This is a genomic window from Paenarthrobacter sp. CM16 (assembly GCF_013179505.1).
Taxonomy (GTDB): domain Bacteria; phylum Actinomycetota; class Actinomycetes; order Actinomycetales; family Micrococcaceae; genus Arthrobacter.
The window spans coordinates 1-19,484 of sequence record NZ_JABMCX010000057.1 but is presented as its reverse complement, the minus strand read 5'-3'; the positions used below and the strand labels follow the sequence as shown (position 1 = coordinate 19,484).

The following is a 19,484-nucleotide window of genomic DNA, read 5'->3' as shown; positions in this document are numbered from 1 at the left end:
GGCAACGTGGGTATCACCGGCGAAATCGGCCATGCCACCATCCATGAACATGGACTGGTGTGCCGCTGCGGGAACAGGGGTTGCCTCGAAACGATAGCGTCCACCACCACCATGATCGAGCTGCTGGGACGCGGCCAGGAGACCCTCCTGACGCCCCAGGACATCGTCCGCAATTGCCTCGCCGGCGACTCCGCGACACAGCGCGTAGTGGACGACGCCGGACTGGCGGTAGGACGCGCCTTGGGCAACGTTTCGAACCTGATCAACCCCGAAGTGATCGTGGTGGGCGGCCCCCTGGCAGGCCTCGGAGACCTGCTGCTGGACCCCATCCGCAGGGGTTTGGTCCGTCACGCCGTGCCGGTGGTGGGAGAGACAACGCACCTGGCAATGTCATCGCTCGGGGCACGCGCAGAGGCCTTGGGTGCCGCCGCTTTGGTGTTCCAACACGCGGGCATTACCGGTAGGTAACGAAATCGTTAGCTGGATCATGCGTTCAAGTCTTGACGACAAGACGGGTGATCCAGTTTACTTTTTCATCAGACAGCTCCGACGTTTGCGGAGCCGACAACGAAGTCATGCATTGGAGGCGTAAGGGCTGATGACATCCCTCGACACGCAAGGTGAACCCATCCTTTTGGAGATGCGTTCCATCACCAAGGAATTCCCTGGAGTGAAAGCCTTGTCGAATGTGAGCCTGCGCGTGATGGCCGGCGAAATCCACGCCATCTGCGGTGAGAACGGCGCTGGCAAGTCCACGCTGATGAAGGTTCTTTCCGGCGTTTATCCCTACGGAAGCTACACGGGTGACATCGTGTACCAGGCCGAAACACAGCAGTTCAAGGACATCCGGGCCAGTGAAGCGGCCGGAATCGTGATCATCCACCAGGAGCTGGCGCTGATCCCGGAACTGTCCATCATGGAGAACATCTTCCTGGGCAACGAACCCACCAAGTGGGGAGTGATCGACTGGGCCGAGGCCCGCAAGCGTTCCCTCGAACTCCTGGCCCGCGTTGGCCTCCGCGAGGATCCCGATACCCCCATCAAGGAAATCGGCGTTGGCAAGCAGCAGCTCGTGGAAATCGCCAAAGCACTGAACAAGTCCGTGAAGCTCCTGATCCTGGACGAGCCCACGGCAGCGCTGAACGAATCGGACTCCCAGCACCTGCTGGACCTGATCCTGGGCCTCAAAGGCCGGGGCATCACCTCGATCATCATTTCCCACAAGCTCAACGAGATCGAACAGATCGCGGACGAGATCACCATCATCCGCGACGGCAAGTCGATCGAAACGCTCAACGTCAAGCGTGACGGCGTGGATGAGGACCGCATCATCAAGGGCATGGTGGGCAGGACCCTGGAGTCCCGCTTCCCGGATCACGAGCCCAAGATCGGCGAGGTCTTCTTCGAGGTCAAGGACTGGACGGTGGGCCACCCACAGATCCAGGACCGCCTGATCTGCAAGGGTTCGAACTTCTTTGTCCGCCGTGGCGAGATCGTCGGTTTCGCCGGCCTCATGGGCGCCGGCCGCACAGAACTGGCCCGTTCCCTCTTTGGACACTCCTACGGCCGCTTCATCAAGGGCCAGGTCTACAAGGACGGCAAGCAGGTCCACCTCCGCACCGTCAAGCAAGCCATCGACGCCGGACTGGGTTACGTCACCGAGGACCGCAAGTCCCTGGGCCTGAACCTCCTCGACGACATCAAGACCACCACGGTTTCGGCCGCGCTTAACAAGATCAGCAACTACTCGGTGGTGGATACCCGCAAGGAGTTCTCCGTTGCGGAGGAATACCGGAAGTCGTTGCGGACCAAGACCCCTTCCGTGGAAGAGGGAGTTGCCAAGCTGTCCGGTGGCAACCAGCAGAAGGTGGTCCTTGCCAAATGGATGTTCACGGATCCGGACCTGCTGATCCTGGACGAACCTACCCGTGGCATTGACGTCGGCGCCAAGTATGAGATTTACGGCATCATCCAGAAGCTGGCGAACCAGGGCAAGGGAGTGATTGTCATCTCCTCGGAGCTTCCTGAGCTCCTGGGCCTGTCCGATCGCATTTACACCATCTTCGAAGGCGCCATCACGGGCGTGCTGGACAAGAACGAAGCAAGCCAGGAAAGCCTGATGAAGCTTATGACGTCCGCCCGCAAAGCAGCCTGACCCTTTGGCCCCGCTCCGCCCCTTCCTGACACAAGGACCAAAACAATGAACGCGCTCAAGAAGCTATTTGGTGGCAATACCCGCCAGTTCGGCATGATCTTCGCCCTGGTGGCACTTATCGTCTTCTTCCAGATTTTCACTGACGGACGCACCCTGACGCCCGGCAACGTGATCAACCTGTTCAACGGCAACTCCTACATCCTGATCCTGGCCATCGGCATGGTCCTGGTGATCATCGCCGGGCACATCGACCTTTCCGTGGGTTCCGTCGCAGCATTCGTCGGGGTCTTCGTGGCCCTGGCAATGCGGGACTGGGGCTTCCCCTGGTGGGCCGGTGTGCTCTTCGGCCTGGTCCTGGGTGCCGTGATCGGCGCCTGGCAAGGGTTCTGGGTGGCGTATGTGGGCATACCGGCCTTCATCGTGACCCTGGCAGGCATGCTCCTGTTCCGAGGCTTCAACCAGTTTGTTGGCAAGTCCAACACCATCCCCGTCCCCAAGGAGTTCCAGTTCCTCGGTTCCGGCTACCTGCCGGAGGTTGGCCCGGAGACCGGCTTCAACAACCTCACGGTACTGCTCGGCCTGATCGCCGTCGCATTCGTGGTCATCATGTCCCTGCGTGCCCGCGCCACCAGCAAGGCACTTGGCGCCGACGTTCCCGAACTCTGGGTCGAAATCACCAAGCTGGTCCTGATCTGCGGCGCCATCCTTTACGCCACGTACTTGTTCGCCACAGGCCGCCCCGGCACTTCCTTCCCCATCCCCGGCCTGATCCTCGCCGTGCTGGTCCTCATTTACGGTTTCATCGCAGACAAGACAGTCCTTGGCCGCCACGTCTACGCCGTGGGTGGCAACCGCCACGCAGCTGAGCTGTCCGGTGTCCAGTCCAAGAAGGTCAACTTCCTGGTCATGATGAACATGTCCGTCCTTGCAGGCCTGGCCGGCATGATCTTCGTTGGACGTTCCACTGCATCCGGCCCCTTCGACGGCGTCGGCTGGGAACTGGACGCCATCGCCGCAGTCTTCATCGGCGGCGCAGCTGTCACCGGTGGCGTCGGCACCGTGATCGGCTCGATCGTTGGTGGCCTCGTGATGGCCGTCCTCAACAACGGCCTCCAGTTGCTTGGCGTTGGCGCCGACCTCACCCAGATCATCAAGGGCCTGGTGCTCCTGGCAGCAGTGGCCTTCGATGTCTATAACAAGTCACAGGGCAAACGCTCCATCACTGGCCTGTTGATGAAGAACTTCCAGCGCAATAACGAGATCAAGCCCGACGAAACCACATCCACCAAAGAGGTCATCTCCAAGGAAGCGTAATCCGCTCCCTGACAGACTCGCTCCACCCCACCCACACAGAAAGTGAACCAAGATATGCGAATGTTTGGTAAAGCAGGAAAGGCAGCAGCAGTCGCTGCCATCGCGGCACTGGCGCTGACAGCCTGCGGCCGCGCTGACAGCGGCTCAAGCAGCAGCACAGCAGGCGGGGAAGCGTTCCCCAAGGACTCGCTGATCGGCGTCGCCCTTCCGCAGAAGACCAGTGAAAACTGGGTCCTGGCGGAGAAGCTGTTCAACGACGGCCTCACCAGCGCCGGCTTCAAGCCGGACGTCCAGTTCGCCAACGGCGGCGTATCCGAGCAGCAGAACCAGATCAGTGCCATGGTCACCAAGGGTGCCAAGGTCATCATTGTGGGAGCCATCGATGGCGCCCAGCTGGGTACCCAGCTCCAGCAGGCCAAGGACTCCGGCGCCACTGTCATCGCCTACGACCGTCTGCTCCTGAACACCGAGAACGTGGATTACTACGTGGCGTACGACAACTTCAAGGTTGGTGTCCTCCAGGGCGAGGCCCTGCTGGACGGCATGAAGGCCAAGAAGGCAACCGGCCCCTACAACGTGGAACTGTTCGCGGGCTCCCCCGATGATGCCAACGCAAAGGTCTTCTTTGACGGCGCCATGAGCGTCCTGAAGCCGAAGATCGACGACGGCACCCTCAAGGTAGTCTCCGGCCAGACCTCGTTCGAGCAGGCTGTTACGCAGGGTTGGAAGGCAGAAAACGCCCAGCGTCGCGCCGATACGCTGCTTACCGGCAGCTACGGCACCGCTTCCCTGGACGGTGTCCTGTCCCCGAATGACACCCTGGCCCGCGCAGTCCTGACATCCGTCAAGGCCGCCGGCAAGCCGCTCCCGGTTGTCACCGGCCAGGACTCCGAAGTTGAGTCCGTGAAGTCGATCATGGCCGGCGAGCAGTACTCCACCATCAACAAGGACACCCGCAAGCTCGTTGAGCACGCCATCACCATGGTGAAGGACCTCCAGGCCGGTAAGGAACTGGAAATCAACGACAAGGACTCCTACAAGAACGGCGTCAAGACCGTTCCGGCTTACCTCCTCCCGCCGCAGATCGTTACGGCAGAGAACGTCAAGACCGCTTACGTTGACGATCCGGTACTCGGCCCGATCACCAAGTAACACCCCTTACAAGCAAGCCCCGGTCCGCCATAGGCGGGCCGGGGCTTTCGTTTTACTGGATCGCCGACGGCCCGCTGAGCGGGGAAGTCAGAACCGGATCGCGTCGATGACCTTGACGCGCACGGTTCCCTGCGGGCGCACCCGTACCCGCCCGACGCACCAGAGGTTACGGGAGCGAGCGGCGTAAAAGGGTGCGGCACCATGCCAACTCAAAACCCCGCACGCCTCATTGCCGGCCCCGCCCTGGCTGTGCGGCGCACCCATACCCGCCGGGCGCACCCCACGTTCCCTGCGAGCGCACCCGTATCCGCCCGGCGCACCCGAGGTTACGGGAGCGAGCGGCGAAAAAGGGTGCGGCATGCCAACTCAAAACCCCGCACGCCTCATTGCCGGGCCCGCTCTGAGGCGTGCACGGCGCACCCATACCCGCCCTGCGCACCCCACGCTCACTGCCGGCGCACCCCTACCCGCCCGGCGCACCCATACCCGCCCTGCGCACCCCACGCTCACTGCCGGCGCACCCGTACCGCCCGGCGCACCCGAGGTTACGGGAGCGAGCGGTGTAAAAGGGTGCGGCACCATGCCAACTCAAAACCCCGCACGCCTCATGCCGGGCCCGCTCTGAGGCGTGCACGGCGCACCCATACCCGCCCTGCGCACCCCACGTTTCCTGCGGGCGCACCCGTACCCGCCCGGCGCACCCGAGGTTACGGGAGCGAGCGGCGAAAAAGGGTGCGGCACCATGCCAACTCAAAACCCCGCACGCCTCATTGCCGGGCCCGCTCTGAGGCGTGCACGGCGCACCCATACCCCGCCCGGCGCACCCACGTTCCCTGCGGGCGCACCCGTACCCGCCCGGCGCACCCGAGGTTACGGGAGCGAGCGGCGAAAAAGGGTGCCGCGCCATGCCCACTCAAAACCTCGCCACGCCTCATTGCCGGGCCCGCTCTGAGGCGTGCACGGCGCACCCGTACCCGCCCGGCGCACCCCACGTTCCCTGCGGGCGCACCCGTACACGCCCGGCGCACCCCACGCTCCTTGCGGGCGCACCCGTACCCGCCCGGCGCACCAGTGGTTACGGGAGCGAGCGGCGAAAAAGGGTGCGGCACCTTGTTCTCGCAGAGGCAACGCTTGCCCGAAATGAGAGGATGAAACGCATGACACTCCCTATCGCCAAGCCGTGGCTTTCCTCCCAGACCAACCAGGATCCCCGGGCTGCCACAGGCCGGCCTTTGCGATGGGGCGTAGTTTCCACCGGGAATATCGCCAACAGTGTTTCCAAGGACCTGGCCATGCTGGAAGACGCAGAGCTGTATGCAGTGAGTTCCCGGACGCAGGCTGCCGCTGATGCGTTCGCGCACACGCTGGGCTTCGCCAAGGGCTACGGGGACGACGGCGGTGTTCCCGGCTACCAGCGTTTGGTGGAGGACCCGGCCGTGGACGTGGTCTATGTGGCCACACCCCATGCCCAGCACTTCCTGATCGCCGCCGCCGCTATAAGGGCCGGCAAGCACGTGCTGTGCGAGAAGGCCCTCACCATCAACGCCCGCGAAGCCACCGAACTGGTCAAGTTGGCGCGGGAGAATAACGTGTTCTTCATGGAGGCCGTGTGGAGCCGTTTCCTGCCGAGCATGCAGCGGGCCTTCGAGATCGCGGCCTCCGGAGAACTCGGGGAAATCCAGTGGGTCAGCGCGGATCTTGGTTTCCCTGCGCCCTATGATCCTTCGGCACGCATCTGGGCCCTCAATGACGGCGGCGGGGCTCTCCTGGACATCACCGTGTACCCCTTGCTGTGGGCTTTGGGAACTCTGGGTTTCCCGCAGTCCGTCACCGCGATCGGCACGCTGAATGACGACGGCGTGGACACCCAGAACGCCCTGACCCTGGGTTATTCCAGTGGCGCGCAGGTTCAGCTCACTTCGTCCCTGATGGCGCACGGCCCCAGAACAGCCACCGTCGCCGGCGGCCTCGGATTCCTGCAAACGGTGGGCTCAGTGAACAACCCGCGTGAGCTGATGATCCGGGTTGGCTGGGACGAGCCGCGGCACGAGCATTTCGAGACCGTGGGCATCGGCTACACGTACGAGCTCCGCGAAGTGACCCGTTGCATTCAGCAAGGCCTTACTGAAAGCCCGGTCATGCCACTGGAAGACTCCATCAACGTCATGCGCCTCTTTGACGGCGTACGGTCCCAGCTGGGGATCAGATACCCGAACGACGCACGGTGAAGTGCCGGCGGTGAGGCGCCCCGGCGGTGACTCGACCCCGCTGGTGAGTGCCGCCGTCGGGAGTTAACGCAGCCGCGTTATCTCCCCGCGGGCGAGTACAGCTACCGCCGTGGGCCGGCTGATTGCCTGGCCAGCTTGCGGTCCACGGACAGCGCTCCGGGGCCAAGGAACACGAAGGCCACCGAAATGGCTGCGTAGATGATCAGGAGTTCGGCGGTCACCCCTGCCCTGTCCGTCAGCAGGGGCTTGCCCGCTTCAGTGACAAACCAGATCCCGGCGAACATGATCGCGGCAAGGAATCCGGCCACGCGGGTGAGGGCGCCGAGCACCAGGAGCAGGCCCAAGCCCACTTCTCCGGTGATCACCAGCCACGCCACGATCTCCGGCTTCTGCACGCCCATGGCGGCAACCGAGGCAGCAAAGGCAGCGTGCCCGGCCATGAGCTTCTGGATGCCGTGGACCATGATGAGCGCGCCGAAGACCACCCGCAGGATGGTGACGCCGCGGGCTGAGGACTTGGGTGAGGGGTGAAGGAATTTCACGCGTTCCAATCTTCCATGCCTGGAGCCGGGGGCCAAACGCCGGACACTGTGTGAGCCCGGACGACGAGGGTCAGGACAGCAGCGCCGGAATGTCCTTCACGCCGTCCAGAATGTGGTGATGCGGGTGCGCAGCCAGGTCATCGCGGCCCAGTTTGCCGGTCAGGACTCCCACGGCGGTGACGCCTGCGTTGTTGGCAGCAGCGAGGTCATTGACGGTGTCGCCCGCGGCCAACACGGCGCGGACGTCCTGGACTCCGGTCAGTTCCATGGCACGGTGAATCATGTGCGGTGCCGGTCGTCCTGCGGCTACTTCGTCGGAGCAGACGACGGCGTCCAGCAGGGTATCGTCGTCGACGCTCCAGCCCAGCCGCGCCAGGAGGGGCTCTGCGACGTCGCGCGAGAAGCCGGTGGTCAAGGCCACTTTGATGCCTTGCCGGCGGAGTTCCCGGAACGCCTCTTCCACGCCCTCGAGTGCTACCGGCGGGTTGGCATCGTAGAACTCCACGAGCAATTCCTTGAAGCGCTTGAAGGCGGCGGCGACTATCTCCGGCATGGCAGCCCCTCCCCCGGCTTCAATGAGCGCTGTGATGGCCTCAACTTTGTCGGCACCCATCCATTCCTGGACAGCCTCGGGTGTGGTGGTCACGCCGGTTTCCTCGACGCAACGGGCAAGGGCTACGTAAACATCGCCGTGCTCGTCGATAGTGGTTCCGGCCATGTCGCAGGCAACAAGCTTGATCATGGGGTGGCTCCTTCAGTGTGGATCCGGACCAGGGCGGCCCGGCGCTCCACGGTGTTGTCGATGGTGAAGTTGGTCAGTGCCGGAAGGTACCGGTCCTCGGAATATTCGATTGGCTGCCCGTCGGCGGACCGGGTGATGCGGCGTTCACGCAGGAGCGGAATACCTTGGGGTTGCTCCAACAGTTCGGCATCCTCCTCACTGGCAGCGACGGCGTCGATGGTGTGACGGGCACTGTGCAGGTCCACGCCTTGTTCCTTGAGGAACGCGAAGATGGACCCGGAATCGGTGTCGAAGTCGAACAGCTTGCGTCCCACGTCCAGGATGAACGTTGTGCGCTCGATCATGGCCGGTGCATCATCCAGGGAACGGACGCGCAACACTTCCACCACAGTGGTCCCTGGCATCAGGCCAAGCGCCTCCGCGGCTTCCGGGCTCGCTTCCCGCCTGGCCACTTCAAGGGTCCGCTGACCCGGTTTCCTGCCGATCCCGCTGGCCCACTCGGTGAACGAGTTGAATGTTGAGAACGACTGGGATGGCACGGACGAGCGAACCATGGGGGGCCTGCCCCGTCCTCCAGTCACAGCACCCTCAGACCTCAGAAAGGCGAGCGCCTGGCGGATGGGCCCGCGCGATGTTCCGAACTCGCGGCACAGCTCCGCCTCGCTGGGCAGCTGGAATCCCGGCGGCCAGTCCCCGTCAGTAATCCGGCGCATGAATTCCTCGCTGAGACGGACGTGAAGGGGTGAATTCTGCTGTGTGCTCACAAGTTGATAATACAAGTCCATGTCGCGGTTCAGGCCGGATTTACAGGAGATCAGATGAACTCAGCGTGAATTCAGGTGAACAAACGTTAAATTCAGATTAACTTGTATATACAAGTTGCTTTCTGGCTTGATTCCGCTTTCCTGAGCAGCCAAGGTCAGTGGTGTGAACAACCCAAGCACCTCCCCCAACACCGCCACCAGCAGCCCAAGCCAGCCCACCGACGTCGTGATTGTTGGCGCCGGAATCGTGGGCCTGGCCCACGCTGCGCATGCTGTAGCCAACGGCTTGAGCGTCACCATCATCGAGCGGGACCACCACGCTGCCGGCGCTTCCGTGCGCAACTTCGGCCACTGCTGCATCACCGCACAGTCCGGGGAACTGTACGAGCTGGCGCAGACCTCCCGAAAGTATTGGCTCGAGTTCTCCGAACGTGCCGGGTTCTGGGCCGCCGAAACCGGTGCAGTGGTACTCGCCCGTACCGAAGCCGAAATGGATGTCCTGCGCGAGCTCTCCGCTGCGCGTGAACCGGGACAGGTTGAGCTGCTCTCCCCCGCCGGAACGCGGGCCCGGCTGGACGCCTCCGCTTCCGTCACGGAACAAGCGCACGACGACGACACCCGCCCCCGCGGAGAATGGCCCGGGCTGGTGGGCGGCGCCTTCCTCCGGGACGACCTGCGCGTCGACCCCCGCACCACGGTGGCACGGTTGGCCGAATGGCTCAGCCGGCAGCCCGGCGTCGAACTTCACTGGAACACCGCGGCACTGGGCTTCAACCCCGGCCCTGATGGCGTGGCGGTTCAGACATCGCGCGGTGAGCTCAAGGCCAAGCAGGTGTTCGTGTGCGTCGGCCACGACGTCGACTACCTTTTCCCGGATCTTGCCCAGGAGCACCGGATCCAGCGGTGTGCCTTGCAGATGTCGTTGGCGGCGAAGCCCTCCGGAGTCGGGTTCACGCCCGCGGTCCTCACGGCGACATCGATGCTCCGGTACCCGGCGTTCACGGACATGCCCGCTGCCGCCGCACTGCGCTCCGAGGTGATGGAGAAGCAGCCGGAACTGCTGGAGATGGGTGCCAACGTCATGTTCACCCAGCGCCCCGACGGCACCATCATCCTGGGCGACTCACACCACTACCACCGCACGGCCGATCCGTTTCTGGACGAATCCGTCACCAACACCATCAACACCGAAATCACAGGCCGCATCGGCGAGCCGCTGGAGATCATCCAGCGCTGGCAGGGCATTTACGCGTCCTCCGATGTGGCCCCCATCCTGGTCCGTGAGGTCAAGCCCGGCGTCACAGTGGTGTCCGTGACCTCCGGGGTTGGCATGACGCTGTCCTTCGGCTTGGCGCACCGCAACGTATCGCGCCTGCACTGACTCACCGTGTACTGAGCTTCCCCCTTCACCCCTCCCCTTCGCATAAGGATCCCCATGAAAACCACGCTTCTCACCGGTCCCGCGCTTGCCCTCGCCACCGTCCTGGCGCTCACGGCTTGCGGCGGCCCGGCACAGTCCTCCCCCGAAGCCACAAGCGCCACCTGCCCCAACGGCGAGATCAAGTTCGGGATCGAGCCCTACGAGGACCCGGCAAAGTTGAAGCCGGCCTACGATGTCCTGGCTGCAGCCCTGTCCAAGAAGCTCGAATGCCCCGTCAGCGTTCAGGTGGTGGAAGACTACGCCGCCGAGGTCCTGGCCATGCGCAACGGCAAGCTGGACCTGGGCCAGTTCGGCCCGCTGGGCTACGTGTTCGCTGATGCCAAGGCCGGCGCCGAGCCACTGGTTTCCTTCGGCACGGCTGAGAAGGAGCTCAGCACGTACACGGCCGGAATCTGGGTTCCCAAGGATAGCCCCATCCAGGCTATTGATGATCTCAAGGGCAAGTCCCTCGCCTTGGGCAGTGTTGGGTCCACCTCCGGTGACGTCCTGCCCCGCTTCGGCCTGCGTGAAGCCGGAATCACCGATGCCGAGATCAAGATGGACTACACGGGCGGCCACCCCGAAGCCCTGCTGGCCCTGACCAACGGCAAGGTTGATGCAGCCCAGATCAACTCCCAGACACTCGCCACTGCGATTGCGGCCGGCACTTTCACTCCGGAGAACTTCCGCCAGGTGTGGACCTCCAACCCCATTCCCAACGATCCCATCACCGTGCGCGGCGACGCCGATCCCGCGTTCAAAGCCGCCGCGAAGGATGCGTTCCTCAGCCTGGACCCCGCCGACATCGCCAAGGTGGGCGAGTTCCTGGATGTCACCCCTCCGGGTCCGCTTTTGGAGGTCACCAAGGACAACTACACGCCGTTGTTTGAGCTCGCGGACACCATGGGCCTCACCGAGAAGGATCTGTAATGACTCTCTCCGGCCAGGGTCTCTCCGTGCAGGGTCTCTCCGTGCAGGGCTTAGGGAAGTCATTCAACGGACGGACCGTCCTTGAGGGCGTCGACTTCTCGGTTGCAGCAGGTGAACTTGTGGCATTCCTGGGCGCCAATGGCTCCGGGAAGTCCACCACCCTGCGCTGCGTCATGGGCATCGCGTCCCCGGACTCAGGGAGCATCAGCATCGATGGAGCTGCGCTGGAAACCCTCCAAGGGCGTGACCTGCAGCAAGCCCGCCAACGCATGGCCATGATTTTCCAGAAGATCCATCTGGTCCCCCGGCGCACTGCGTTGGATAACGTCTGTGCCGGGGCCTTGGCCCGCATCCCCACGGTTCGCTCACTGAGCCCTCTGTTGTTTCCGGCCGACGTCCAGCAGGAAGCACTCGACTGCCTGGACAGGGTTGGACTGGCCGATCGCGCCTTCGACCGCGTGGGCCGCCTTTCGGGCGGACAGCAGCAGCGCGTCGCCGTAGCCCGGGCACTCTGCCAGCGCGCCGACGTCGTACTTGCCGACGAGCCCGTCTCGGCTCTGGACCCGCGCGCTGCCGAACAAGTGATGGCTTTGCTGCGCGAACTCGCCCACTCCGAAGGTTTGGCCGTGGCCGCTGTGCTGCACCAGCCCGATCTCGCGCTGAGGTACGCCGACCGGTCCATCGGGCTGCTCCAAGGCTCCATGACCTTCAACCTCCCCTCCACAGAGGTCACAGCCGATCACCTCGACACGTTGTACGCCCCGGACCGGGACGTATCAGACCGGGACGTATCAGTGAGGACCCCCTCCGCAGACAGGACTACGGCAGCATGACTCCTCGCACTTTGACCCCGGCCGCCGCCCGCCGGGAGACCACCAGCACACCCCGCGTGGCACTGGTCCGCCCGAAGAAGCCGCTGCGGTGGATCACGACGGCGGCTGTGGCGGCCGCCGTCGTCGGACTTCATGCCGTGGCCATCGAGGGTACGGATTTCAAGCCTGAGCTCTTGGTGGACGGCTGGAAGGGCATGGCCGCGTTCATCGGCGACGCGTTCCCGCCGGACCTCAGCTGGGAAAAGACGCTGAAGCCCGGGCTTGAAGCCACGCTGGTGACCCTGTGGATTGGTCTGCTGGGCACCACACTGTCCGTGCCGTTCGCCCTGCTGCTCGCTGCGCTGGCCGCTGAGAACACCAGCCCGCACCGGCTCGTCTACCAGGCTGCACGCGCCATCCTGTCCTTCTTCCGTGCCGTGCCGGATATCGTGTTTGCACTGATCTTCGTTACCGCCGTGGGTCTGGGCCCTTTTGCCGGGGTGTTGGCGCTGATCTGCCACAACACGGGTGTGATGGGGAAACTGTGGGCGGAATCCATGGAGGAAATCGACGCCGGGCCGCAGGAAGCACTTCGCACGGCCGGTGCCAACCGGATCCAGCAGGTCGCCAATGCCACGCTGCCCATGGTGGTCCCGCAGTTCGTGGGCCTGCTGCTCTACCGCTTCGACGTCAATGTACGGTCCTCGCTGGTCCTTGGGCTGGTGGGTGCCGGGGGCATCGGGCTGCTGATCAACCAGTCCATCAAGTCATTCCAGTTCGACTCCATGCTCACCCACATCCTGATCGTGTTGGTGCTGATCATCGTGGTGGACCAGTTCTCCGCGTGGATCCGCAGGCGCCTGGCCGCATAACGCCCTCTGCACCCGTCTAATACGAAAGTAGAGCGCGTTTTCAGCACTCAAAACGCGCACTGCTGTCACCCAGTTGGGTCAGTGGGGGCAGAATGGGAGGTGGCCCCAGAGTGTGGCCGCGGTCCTGAAGCGGGCCGGGTGTGGACGGAGCAGGCATGCAGGTTGACGTTGTAGTTGTTGGCGGAGGAGCCATGGGATCGGCTGCCGCATGGCAACTGGCCCGTGCGGGTCGCTCCGTGGTCCTGTTGGAGCAGTTCGAAGCCGGACACCACATCGGCGCTTCGCACGGTGCCACCCGGAACTTCAACACCGCGTACGCCGAGGCAGACTACCTGGACCTCCTCGCCGAGTCCAAGGTGCTCTGGGACGAACTCGCCGCTGAGAACGGCGCACCGCTGCTGGACATGGTGGGTCTGGCGAACCACGGCAACATCGACCGCCTGAAACTGGTCAGGGAGGCCCACGAGGAACGCGGCATCGAGAGCTACTTCATCTCCGCCGACGACGCCGCCAACCGCTGGCGGGGAATGAACTTCGCCACCGATGTCCTCTTCGTGCCGGGCTCCGGCCGGATCCGTTCAGCCGATGCCCTGGTGGCGCTGCGGAAGTCCGCCGAGGCCCACGGCGCTGTTTTCAAGTACTCGACGCCGGTCCGCGATATCCGCATCGACGGCGCCGAGTCGGTAGTGGTAGTGACCGAGGACATCGAATACACGGCAGCCCGTGTGGTGGTGACAGCGGGTGCCTGGACCACCAAGGTCCTGAACGGCCTCGCCAAGCTCCCCGCGTTGGTGGTCACCCAGGAGCAACCCGCGCACTTCACGCCTACGGACAACACGCTGGTGTGGCCGAGCTTCAACCACAGCCCGGACCCTGACCCTAACAACGAACTCTACGAGTACTGGTACAGCCCCGTGTACGGAATGCTCACTCCGGGCGAGGGCGTGAAAGCCGGCTGGCATGGCGTCGGCCCGGTCATGGACCCGGACGAGCGCACGTTCGAGCCAATCCCCCACCAGATGGAAGCGTTGGTGCGGTACGCCGAAGAGTGGCTTCCCGGCGTCGACCCTTCCACCGCGGTTCCCATCAGCTGCACCTACACCACCACCCCCAACGAGGACTTTGTGTTGGACCGTTTCGGTCCGCTGGTGGTGGGCGCGGGTTTCTCCGGCCACGGGTTCAAGTTCACGCCGGCTATTGGCCGGGTGCTGAAGGACATCGTCGACGGCGGCGTGGCACCGGAGCGGTTCCACGCGGATCGCTGAATTCACCCTTTAAAAGCAACCGGCCCGCAGGCAATGCCTGCGGGCCGGTTTCGCTTATGCGAGGGACTACTTCTTCAGATCTGCGAGGACCTTGTTGAACGTAGCCGACGGGCGCATGATCTCAGCGGCCTTGGCGGCGTCCGGACGGTAGTAACCGCCGAGGTCGACGGCGGGACCCTGGACTGCGGCCAGCTCGCCGACGATTGCCTCTTCGTTGGAGGTCAGGGCTTCGGCGATTGCCGCGAAGTCCTTGGCCAACTCGCCGTCTTCGCTCTGCTTGGCCAATTCCTGTGCCCAGTAGGTGGCCAGGTAGAAGTGGCTTCCGCGGTTGTCCAGCTCGCCGACGCTGCGGCGCGGGGACTTGTTTTCCAGCAGGAACGTACCCGTGGCGCGGTCAAGGGTGTCGGCAAGGACCTGTGCGCGGGCGTTGCCCGTGGTGGTGGCAAGGTGCTCGAAGCTGACGGCCAGGGCAAGGAACTCGCCCAGGCTGTCCCAGCGGAGGTGGTTTTCCTTGACCAACTGCTGGACGTGCTTCGGAGCGGAGCCACCGGCGCCGGTCTCGAACAGGCCGCCACCGTTGATCAGCGGAACGATGGAGAGCATCTTGGCACTGGTGCCGAGCTCGAGGATCGGGAACAGGTCCGTGAGGTAGTCGCGGAGGACGTTACCGGTGACGGAGATGGTGTCTTCGCCCTTACGGATGCGCTCCAAGGTGAAGGCCGTGGCCTCAACCGGGGAGAGGATCTTGATCTCGAGGCCCTCGGTGTCGTGTTCCTTGAGGTACTCGTTGACCTTGGCGATCAGGTTGGCGTCGTGGGCGCGGGTCTCGTCCAGCCAGAACACGGCCGGGGTCTGGGAGGCGCGGGCGCGGGTGACGGCCAGCTTGACCCAGTCGCGGACCGGGATGTCCTTGGTCTGGCAGGCGCGCCAGATGTCACCGGGGAAGACCTGGTGCTCGGTGAGGACGTTGCCCTTGCTGTCCACGAGCTGGACGGTGCCGGCTGCCTGGATCTCGAAGGTCTTGTCGTGGCTGCCGTATTCTTCGGCTGCCTGTGCCATGAGGCCCACGTTGGGGACGGTGCCCATGGTGGTGGGATCGAAAGCACCGTTGGCGCGGCAGTCATCCAGGACAACCTGGTAGATGCCGGCGTAGGAGCTGTCCGGGATGACAGCCAGGGTGTCGGCTTCCTTGCCATCCGGGCCCCACATGTGGCCGGAGGAGCGGATCATGGCCGGCATGGAGGCGTCAACGATGATGTCGGAGGGGACGTGCAGGCTGGTGATGCCCTTATCGGAATCGACCATGGCCAGCGCGGGGCCGTCTTCGAGGCCCTTGGTGATGGCTGCCTTGACGCCCTCGCGGACGTCCTCCGGCAGGTCTTCGAGACCGCTGAGGATTGCTGCGAGGCCGTTGTTCGGGCTGATGCCTGCGGCTGCGAGCTGCTTGCCGTAGGTCTCGAACAGCTCGGAGAAGTACGCCTTGACCACGTGGCCGAAGATGATGGGGTCCGAGACCTTCATCATGGTGGCCTTCAGGTGTGCGGAGAAGAGAACGCCTTCTTCCTTGGCGCGGGCAACCTGTGCCTTGAGGAACTCGTCCAGGGCGTCGGCGCGGAGCACGGTAGCGTCCACAACTTCGCCGGCCAGGACGGGGAAGTCCTTCTTCAGGACCTTGGTGCTGCCGTCTTCCTTGACCAGCTGGATGGTCAGGGAGTCGTTGGCGTCCAGGACAACGGACTTCTCGTTGGAGCGGAAGTCGTTCTCGCCCATGGTGGCCACGTTGGTCTTGGAATCAGCGGACCAAGCACCCATGGAGTGCGGGTTCTGGCGGGCGTAGTTCTTCACCGACAGGGGTGCGCGGCGGTCAGAGTTGCCTTCGCGCAGCACCGGGTTCACAGCGGAGCCCTTGATTTTGTCGTAGCGTGAGCGGATATCCGTCTCGGTGTCCGAGGAGGGGTTGTCCGGGTAGTCCGGGAGGGCGAAGCCCTGGGCCTGGAGCTCGGCGATGGCAGCCTTGAGCTGCGGCACGGAGGCGCTGATGTTGGGCAGCTTAATGATGTTGGCTTCCGGCTGCTTTGCCAGTTCACCAAGTTCAGCAAGGGCGTTGCCCGTGCGCTGTTCTTCAGTCAGGAAATCACCGAACACGGCGATGATGCGGCCGGCCAGCGAAATATCGCGGGTCTCAACCTCTACACCTGCGGTCGAGGCATACGCTTCAACAATCGGCAGGAATGAGTACGTTGCCAGCATCGGCGCTTCGTCTGTGTGGGTATAGATAATCTTGGCCATTGGCGGGGTTCTCCCTGAAAGTCTGCAGATTTCAACATCTCCTAACTTACCCGAGTAGACGGTTAAGGCGGCCCTTCGTGTCCGGGATCACGTGTTCGTTACCACTCTCCGGTGATTAACCCCCGACGGCGGCCTGGCCACCGCTGCTGCCTGCCGGCGTCGTGCGCTGGCTTCTTTCCGCTCCCCGAACGCCGGCCCGCCCGGCTTGGCGCACGGGCCGCCATGACGAAACGAGGGCGAACGCTAACAATAATTCGGCGATGTCGCCGGCGTAGTACATGAGCTCACCCGCCTGCCTTCGCTCCGCGGAGGAACCCCCGACCTGGACGAAGAGGCCCGCGTAAAGCAATTGGGAGATGACCGCGTGCCCGGCGATTGCCATCCCCAAAACCACCAGGCGCGCGGGAACGGAGGGTCTTCGTGGTGCGGGATCCGGGCCGGCAATGGCCCAGGCAAACAGGATTCCGGCCGCGATGAAGTGGACATGGACGAGGGTGTGCAGTGCGGGGTGCTGTGTTGTTGCCGCATACAGCGGGGTGAAGTAGAGCACGGCGAGACCGCCCACATTGAGGACCAGCGCGGCGACCGGATGCGCCAGGACGTGCAGGGGTTTGGAACGGAGCGTCCGACCCAGGCGTCTGCCCTGTTTCCGCGGGATGCTCCGGAGCAGCAGCGTTACAGGCGCCCCAAGGACCAGTGCGATCGGCGCGTACATGCCGATCAGAAGATGCTGGAACATGTGGGCGGGTAGGCTGCCGGGCTGAAACGGCGAGAGTTGCGGGGTCAGTCCGACCCCCAGGACGCCGAGGCCCGCGAGGAAGAAAACGGTCCGCCGGCGCTGCCAGCTATTTCGTTGCCTCATGGCCAGGAGCACGTACACGACCGCGAGTGCGAAGAGAATGAGCAGGACTCCGGTTGCGCCGGATTCGGCGTGGTGCTCCAGCTGGTGGTGCTGCAGGTTCAGGTCCTGGTGCAAGCGTCAGCGCTCCTGGTGAGCGGCCTGCGTACTGCCAGGCGCCTGGGCGCTGCGTTGAAGCAACCAACCACCCACCATCAACAGCGCCCCGAATATCAGGAAGACGACGTCGGCCAGGACTTGGAATTCGCCACTGATGACGTGGTGAATGCCCAGGATCTGGTGGTCGATGAGGCCCTCCACCACGTTGAACAAACCCCATCCCAAGAGCATCCAACCCCACAAGGTGCGCGAGGCCCAGACCCTGTTCCGAGAGCGGGTGTCGTTCAGCCGCGAGTAGAGGATCCCAAGGCCGATCAGTACGGCCAGCCAGGTCACGGTGTGGAACAGGCCATCCCACAAGGTGTTCATTTGCAAGCCGTGCACGGTGGTCACCGGGTAAGATCCGACGTCGATGTTAGCCGTGTCTGAGCTTGACAGCATGTGATGCCATTGGAGGATTTGGTGGAGCAGGATGCCGTCCACGAACCCACCGAGGCCGATTCCCAGAATGATTCCCGGGAGGCGGATTTCGCCCGACGCCCGGTTGGATCTCTTGACTGATGATGATTGGGCCATGCCTGCTCCCCTCCGCCACAACCAGATAAACAGTACCCTTAGTACCTCATGTGGTCGAGAGGTCGTGCAACCGACCACGAAATCGACCCCGGCTTGTGACGAGGAAGTGACAGCAAATTATCACAAACTATGAAACATCTCTTTACAAAGTTGTCATACGTTGGGTAACTTCAATTCCGTCAGTCGGCGGTCGCCATCACTGGCCGCCTCACTCCCTCGATAGGTAGGAACAACGTGACAAAAACCAAGACCCTGGCCACAAGCCTGCTGAGTCTGTCCGCTGCCGCAATCCTGGCGCTGGTCGGAACCACCAGCGCCAACGCGGCACCGGCACAGAACGCGGACTCCAGCGGCGCTACGGTCAGCAGCCATGTAGTGTCGGACACCGGCGCTGCAGACTACTGGACTCCTGAGCGCATGAAGAATGCCAAGTCCGGCGAAATCCTCGCGGCCAAAGCACTCGAGCGCGGCAAGCTCCTCAACCTCGGCAAAGCCCCGGTCACCGAAGCCCCGGGCGCCATCAGCAGCATCGCCGGCCAACAAGCCACCACCGGCTCCACGTCCATCGACCGCAAGGTCAACCAGAGCGAAACCCCCGTCAAGCACATCGGCAAGGTCTTCTTCACCCTCGGCGGCTCCAACTACGTTTGCTCCGGCAACTCCGTCACCTCAACGAACAAGAGCACCGTTTCCACCGCCGGGCACTGCCTCAACGAAGGCCCGGGCGCCTACGCCACCAACTTCGTCTTCGTCCCGGCATACCTGAACGGCGCAGCACCTTACGGGAAGTGGACGGCAAAGGCGCTGTACGCCCCCACCCAGTGGTCCTCCAACGGCAACATGCAGTACGACACCGCTTTCGCCGTCATGAATACCCTCAACGGCCAGAAGCTCGCCGACGTCGTCGGGTCCTCCGGTGTCCAGTTCAACGCCGCCCGCGGCCTGAGCTACAAGGCCTTCGGCTACCCGGCAGGCTCACCGTTCAACGGCGAATCCCTCAAGAGCTGCTCCGGCAAGGCCACCAACGATCCCTACAACCCGCAGTTCAACAGCCAGGGAATCCCTTGCAACATGACCGGCGGGTCCTCGGGCGGTCCGTGGTTCATCGGCACCAGCTCCACCGGCTACCAGAACTCCGTGAACAGCTACGGCTACGGCAGCAACTCCACCACCATGTACGGCCCGTACTGGGGCACCGTCATCCAGTCCACGTACAACACCGCAGCAGCGGCTTCGTAGCGGACCATCTTTTGCTGGCACGTCCCTGTTGAGTACGTGCGGATAAAGCACGACGGCGGCCGTCCCCTACCGGGGGCGGCCGCCGTTGCGTTGTGGTGCTGAAGAACTTCTAGTGGAAGAAGTGGCGTGCACCCGTGAAGTACATCGTGATGCCGGCAGCGTTGGCTGCGGCGATGACTTCCTCGTCACGGACGGAACCGCCGGGCTGGACGACCGCGCGGACACC

The 19,484-nt window shown here is 63.7% G+C and carries 17 protein-coding genes; 11 read left to right on the top strand and 6 right to left on the bottom strand.

The window, feature by feature from the left end; genetic code table 11:
• The 5 genes from HP499_RS07195 to HP499_RS07175 all read left to right on the top strand — a co-directional run.
• Positions 1-468, top strand: a 468-nt coding sequence (locus tag HP499_RS07195; RefSeq protein WP_172323292.1) for an ROK family protein, incomplete at its 5' end; no start/stop codon positions are given.
• Positions 469-598: 130 nt separating this feature from the next.
• Positions 599-2,155: a multiple monosaccharide ABC transporter ATP-binding protein gene (mmsA, locus tag HP499_RS07190; protein ID WP_172323290.1), complete on the top strand. Its 1,557-nt coding sequence runs from the start codon at positions 599-601 to the stop codon at positions 2,153-2,155.
• 45 nt (positions 2,156-2,200) lie between these two features.
• Positions 2,201-3,469 carry a multiple monosaccharide ABC transporter permease gene (gene mmsB, locus HP499_RS07185; protein ID WP_172323288.1) on the top strand — a complete coding sequence of 423 codons (1,269 nt, stop codon included), beginning with the start codon at positions 2,201-2,203 and terminating at the stop codon, positions 3,467-3,469.
• Between the two features lie 54 nt (positions 3,470-3,523).
• Entirely contained in the window at positions 3,524-4,621 is a 1,098-nt protein-coding gene (locus HP499_RS07180; protein WP_172323286.1) for a sugar-binding protein, read from the top strand.
• A 1,157-nt stretch (positions 4,622-5,778) separates the two neighbouring features.
• Positions 5,779-6,849 carry a Gfo/Idh/MocA family protein gene (locus HP499_RS07175; RefSeq protein WP_172323284.1) on the top strand — a complete coding sequence of 357 codons (1,071 nt, stop codon included), beginning with the start codon at positions 5,779-5,781 and terminating at the stop codon, positions 6,847-6,849.
• A 101-nt stretch (positions 6,850-6,950) separates the two neighbouring features.
• Here HP499_RS07175 and HP499_RS07170 read toward each other — a convergent pair whose 3' ends face one another.
• The 3 genes from HP499_RS07170 to HP499_RS07160 all read right to left on the bottom strand — a co-directional run bounded on the left by HP499_RS07170 (position 6,951) and on the right by HP499_RS07160 (position 8,897).
• Positions 6,951-7,391: a DoxX family protein gene (locus HP499_RS07170; RefSeq protein WP_172323282.1), complete on the bottom strand. Its 441-nt coding sequence runs from the start codon at positions 7,389-7,391 to the stop codon at positions 6,951-6,953.
• Between the two features lie 70 nt (positions 7,392-7,461).
• Complete coding sequence (locus HP499_RS07165; protein WP_172323280.1) at positions 7,462-8,133, bottom strand: phosphonatase-like hydrolase; 672 nt, start codon at positions 8,131-8,133, stop codon at positions 7,462-7,464.
• Positions 8,130-8,897: a GntR family transcriptional regulator gene (locus HP499_RS07160; RefSeq protein ID WP_172323278.1), complete on the bottom strand. Its 768-nt coding sequence runs from the start codon at positions 8,895-8,897 to the stop codon at positions 8,130-8,132. Before HP499_RS07160 ends, HP499_RS07165 begins: the two co-directional genes overlap by 4 nt.
• 163 nt (positions 8,898-9,060) lie before the next feature.
• On the opposite strand from HP499_RS07160, the gene HP499_RS07155 reads away from it, so the two are divergent.
• The 5 genes from HP499_RS07155 to HP499_RS07135 all read left to right on the top strand — a co-directional run bounded on the left by HP499_RS07155 (position 9,061) and on the right by HP499_RS07135 (position 14,196).
• Positions 9,061-10,278 (top strand): TIGR03364 family FAD-dependent oxidoreductase, encoded by a 1,218-nt coding sequence (locus tag HP499_RS07155; RefSeq protein ID WP_172323276.1) that lies wholly within the window; start codon positions 9,061-9,063, stop codon positions 10,276-10,278.
• Between the two features lie 54 nt (positions 10,279-10,332).
• Positions 10,333-11,247, top strand: a complete 915-nt coding sequence (locus HP499_RS07150) for a phosphate/phosphite/phosphonate ABC transporter substrate-binding protein (protein WP_172323274.1) — start codon at positions 10,333-10,335, stop codon at positions 11,245-11,247.
• Positions 11,247-12,080 carry a phosphonate ABC transporter ATP-binding protein gene (locus HP499_RS07145; protein ID WP_172323272.1) on the top strand — a complete coding sequence of 278 codons (834 nt, stop codon included), beginning with the start codon at positions 11,247-11,249 and terminating at the stop codon, positions 12,078-12,080. The genes HP499_RS07150 and HP499_RS07145 overlap by 1 nt, the downstream gene beginning before the upstream one ends.
• A complete protein-coding gene (gene phnE, locus HP499_RS07140) occupies positions 12,077-12,931 on the top strand; it encodes a phosphonate ABC transporter, permease protein PhnE (RefSeq protein ID WP_172323270.1) in 855 nt (284 codons plus the stop codon). The genes HP499_RS07145 and phnE overlap by 4 nt, the downstream gene beginning before the upstream one ends.
• A 155-nt stretch (positions 12,932-13,086) precedes the next feature.
• Entirely contained in the window at positions 13,087-14,196 is a 1,110-nt protein-coding gene (locus tag HP499_RS07135) for an FAD-dependent oxidoreductase (RefSeq protein WP_172323268.1), read from the top strand.
• Between the two features lie 66 nt (positions 14,197-14,262).
• On the opposite strand, the gene HP499_RS07130 is transcribed toward HP499_RS07135, so the two are convergent.
• From HP499_RS07130 to HP499_RS07120, 3 genes are all read right to left on the bottom strand, one after another.
• Positions 14,263-16,485, bottom strand: a complete 2,223-nt coding sequence (locus HP499_RS07130) for an NADP-dependent isocitrate dehydrogenase (protein WP_172323266.1) — start codon at positions 16,483-16,485, stop codon at positions 14,263-14,265.
• Between the two features lie 115 nt (positions 16,486-16,600).
• Complete coding sequence (locus tag HP499_RS07125) at positions 16,601-17,461, bottom strand: cytochrome c oxidase assembly protein (RefSeq protein WP_216659819.1); 861 nt, start codon at positions 17,459-17,461, stop codon at positions 16,601-16,603.
• Between the two features lie 3 nt (positions 17,462-17,464).
• Positions 17,465-18,019 (bottom strand): DUF2243 domain-containing protein, encoded by a 555-nt coding sequence (locus tag HP499_RS07120; RefSeq protein WP_172323264.1) that lies wholly within the window; start codon positions 18,017-18,019, stop codon positions 17,465-17,467.
• Positions 18,020-18,253: 234 nt separating this feature from the next.
• Here HP499_RS07120 and HP499_RS07115 point away from each other — a divergent pair, with 234 nt between their 5' ends.
• Positions 18,254-19,258, top strand: a complete 1,005-nt coding sequence (locus HP499_RS07115) for a serine protease (RefSeq protein WP_172323262.1) — start codon at positions 18,254-18,256, stop codon at positions 19,256-19,258.
• Positions 19,259-19,484 lie beyond the last annotated feature (226 nt).

What these genes read in the sequence shown, in the direction of transcription:
- HP499_RS07135 (WP_172323268.1), top strand. Translation starts at nt 13,087, where the DNA reads ATGCAGGTTGACGTTGTAGTTGTTGGCGGAGGAGCCATGGGATCGGCT.
- HP499_RS07130 (WP_172323266.1), bottom strand. Translation starts at nt 16,485, where the DNA reads ATGGCCAAGATTATCTATACCCACACAGACGAAGCGCCGATGCTGGCA.
- HP499_RS07165 (WP_172323280.1), bottom strand. Translation starts at nt 8,133, where the DNA reads ATGATCAAGCTTGTTGCCTGCGACATGGCCGGAACCACTATCGACGAG.
- mmsB (WP_172323288.1), top strand. Translation starts at nt 2,201, where the DNA reads ATGAACGCGCTCAAGAAGCTATTTGGTGGCAATACCCGCCAGTTCGGC.
- HP499_RS07150 (WP_172323274.1), top strand. Translation starts at nt 10,333, where the DNA reads ATGAAAACCACGCTTCTCACCGGTCCCGCGCTTGCCCTCGCCACCGTC.
- HP499_RS07180 (WP_172323286.1), top strand. Translation starts at nt 3,524, where the DNA reads ATGCGAATGTTTGGTAAAGCAGGAAAGGCAGCAGCAGTCGCTGCCATC.
- phnE (WP_172323270.1), top strand. Translation starts at nt 12,077, where the DNA reads ATGACTCCTCGCACTTTGACCCCGGCCGCCGCCCGCCGGGAGACCACC.
- HP499_RS07145 (WP_172323272.1), top strand. Translation starts at nt 11,247, where the DNA reads ATGACTCTCTCCGGCCAGGGTCTCTCCGTGCAGGGTCTCTCCGTGCAG.
- HP499_RS07120 (WP_172323264.1), bottom strand. Translation starts at nt 18,019, where the DNA reads ATGGCCCAATCATCATCAGTCAAGAGATCCAACCGGGCGTCGGGCGAA.
- HP499_RS07175 (WP_172323284.1), top strand. Translation starts at nt 5,779, where the DNA reads ATGACACTCCCTATCGCCAAGCCGTGGCTTTCCTCCCAGACCAACCAG.
- mmsA (WP_172323290.1), top strand. Translation starts at nt 599, where the DNA reads ATGACATCCCTCGACACGCAAGGTGAACCCATCCTTTTGGAGATGCGT.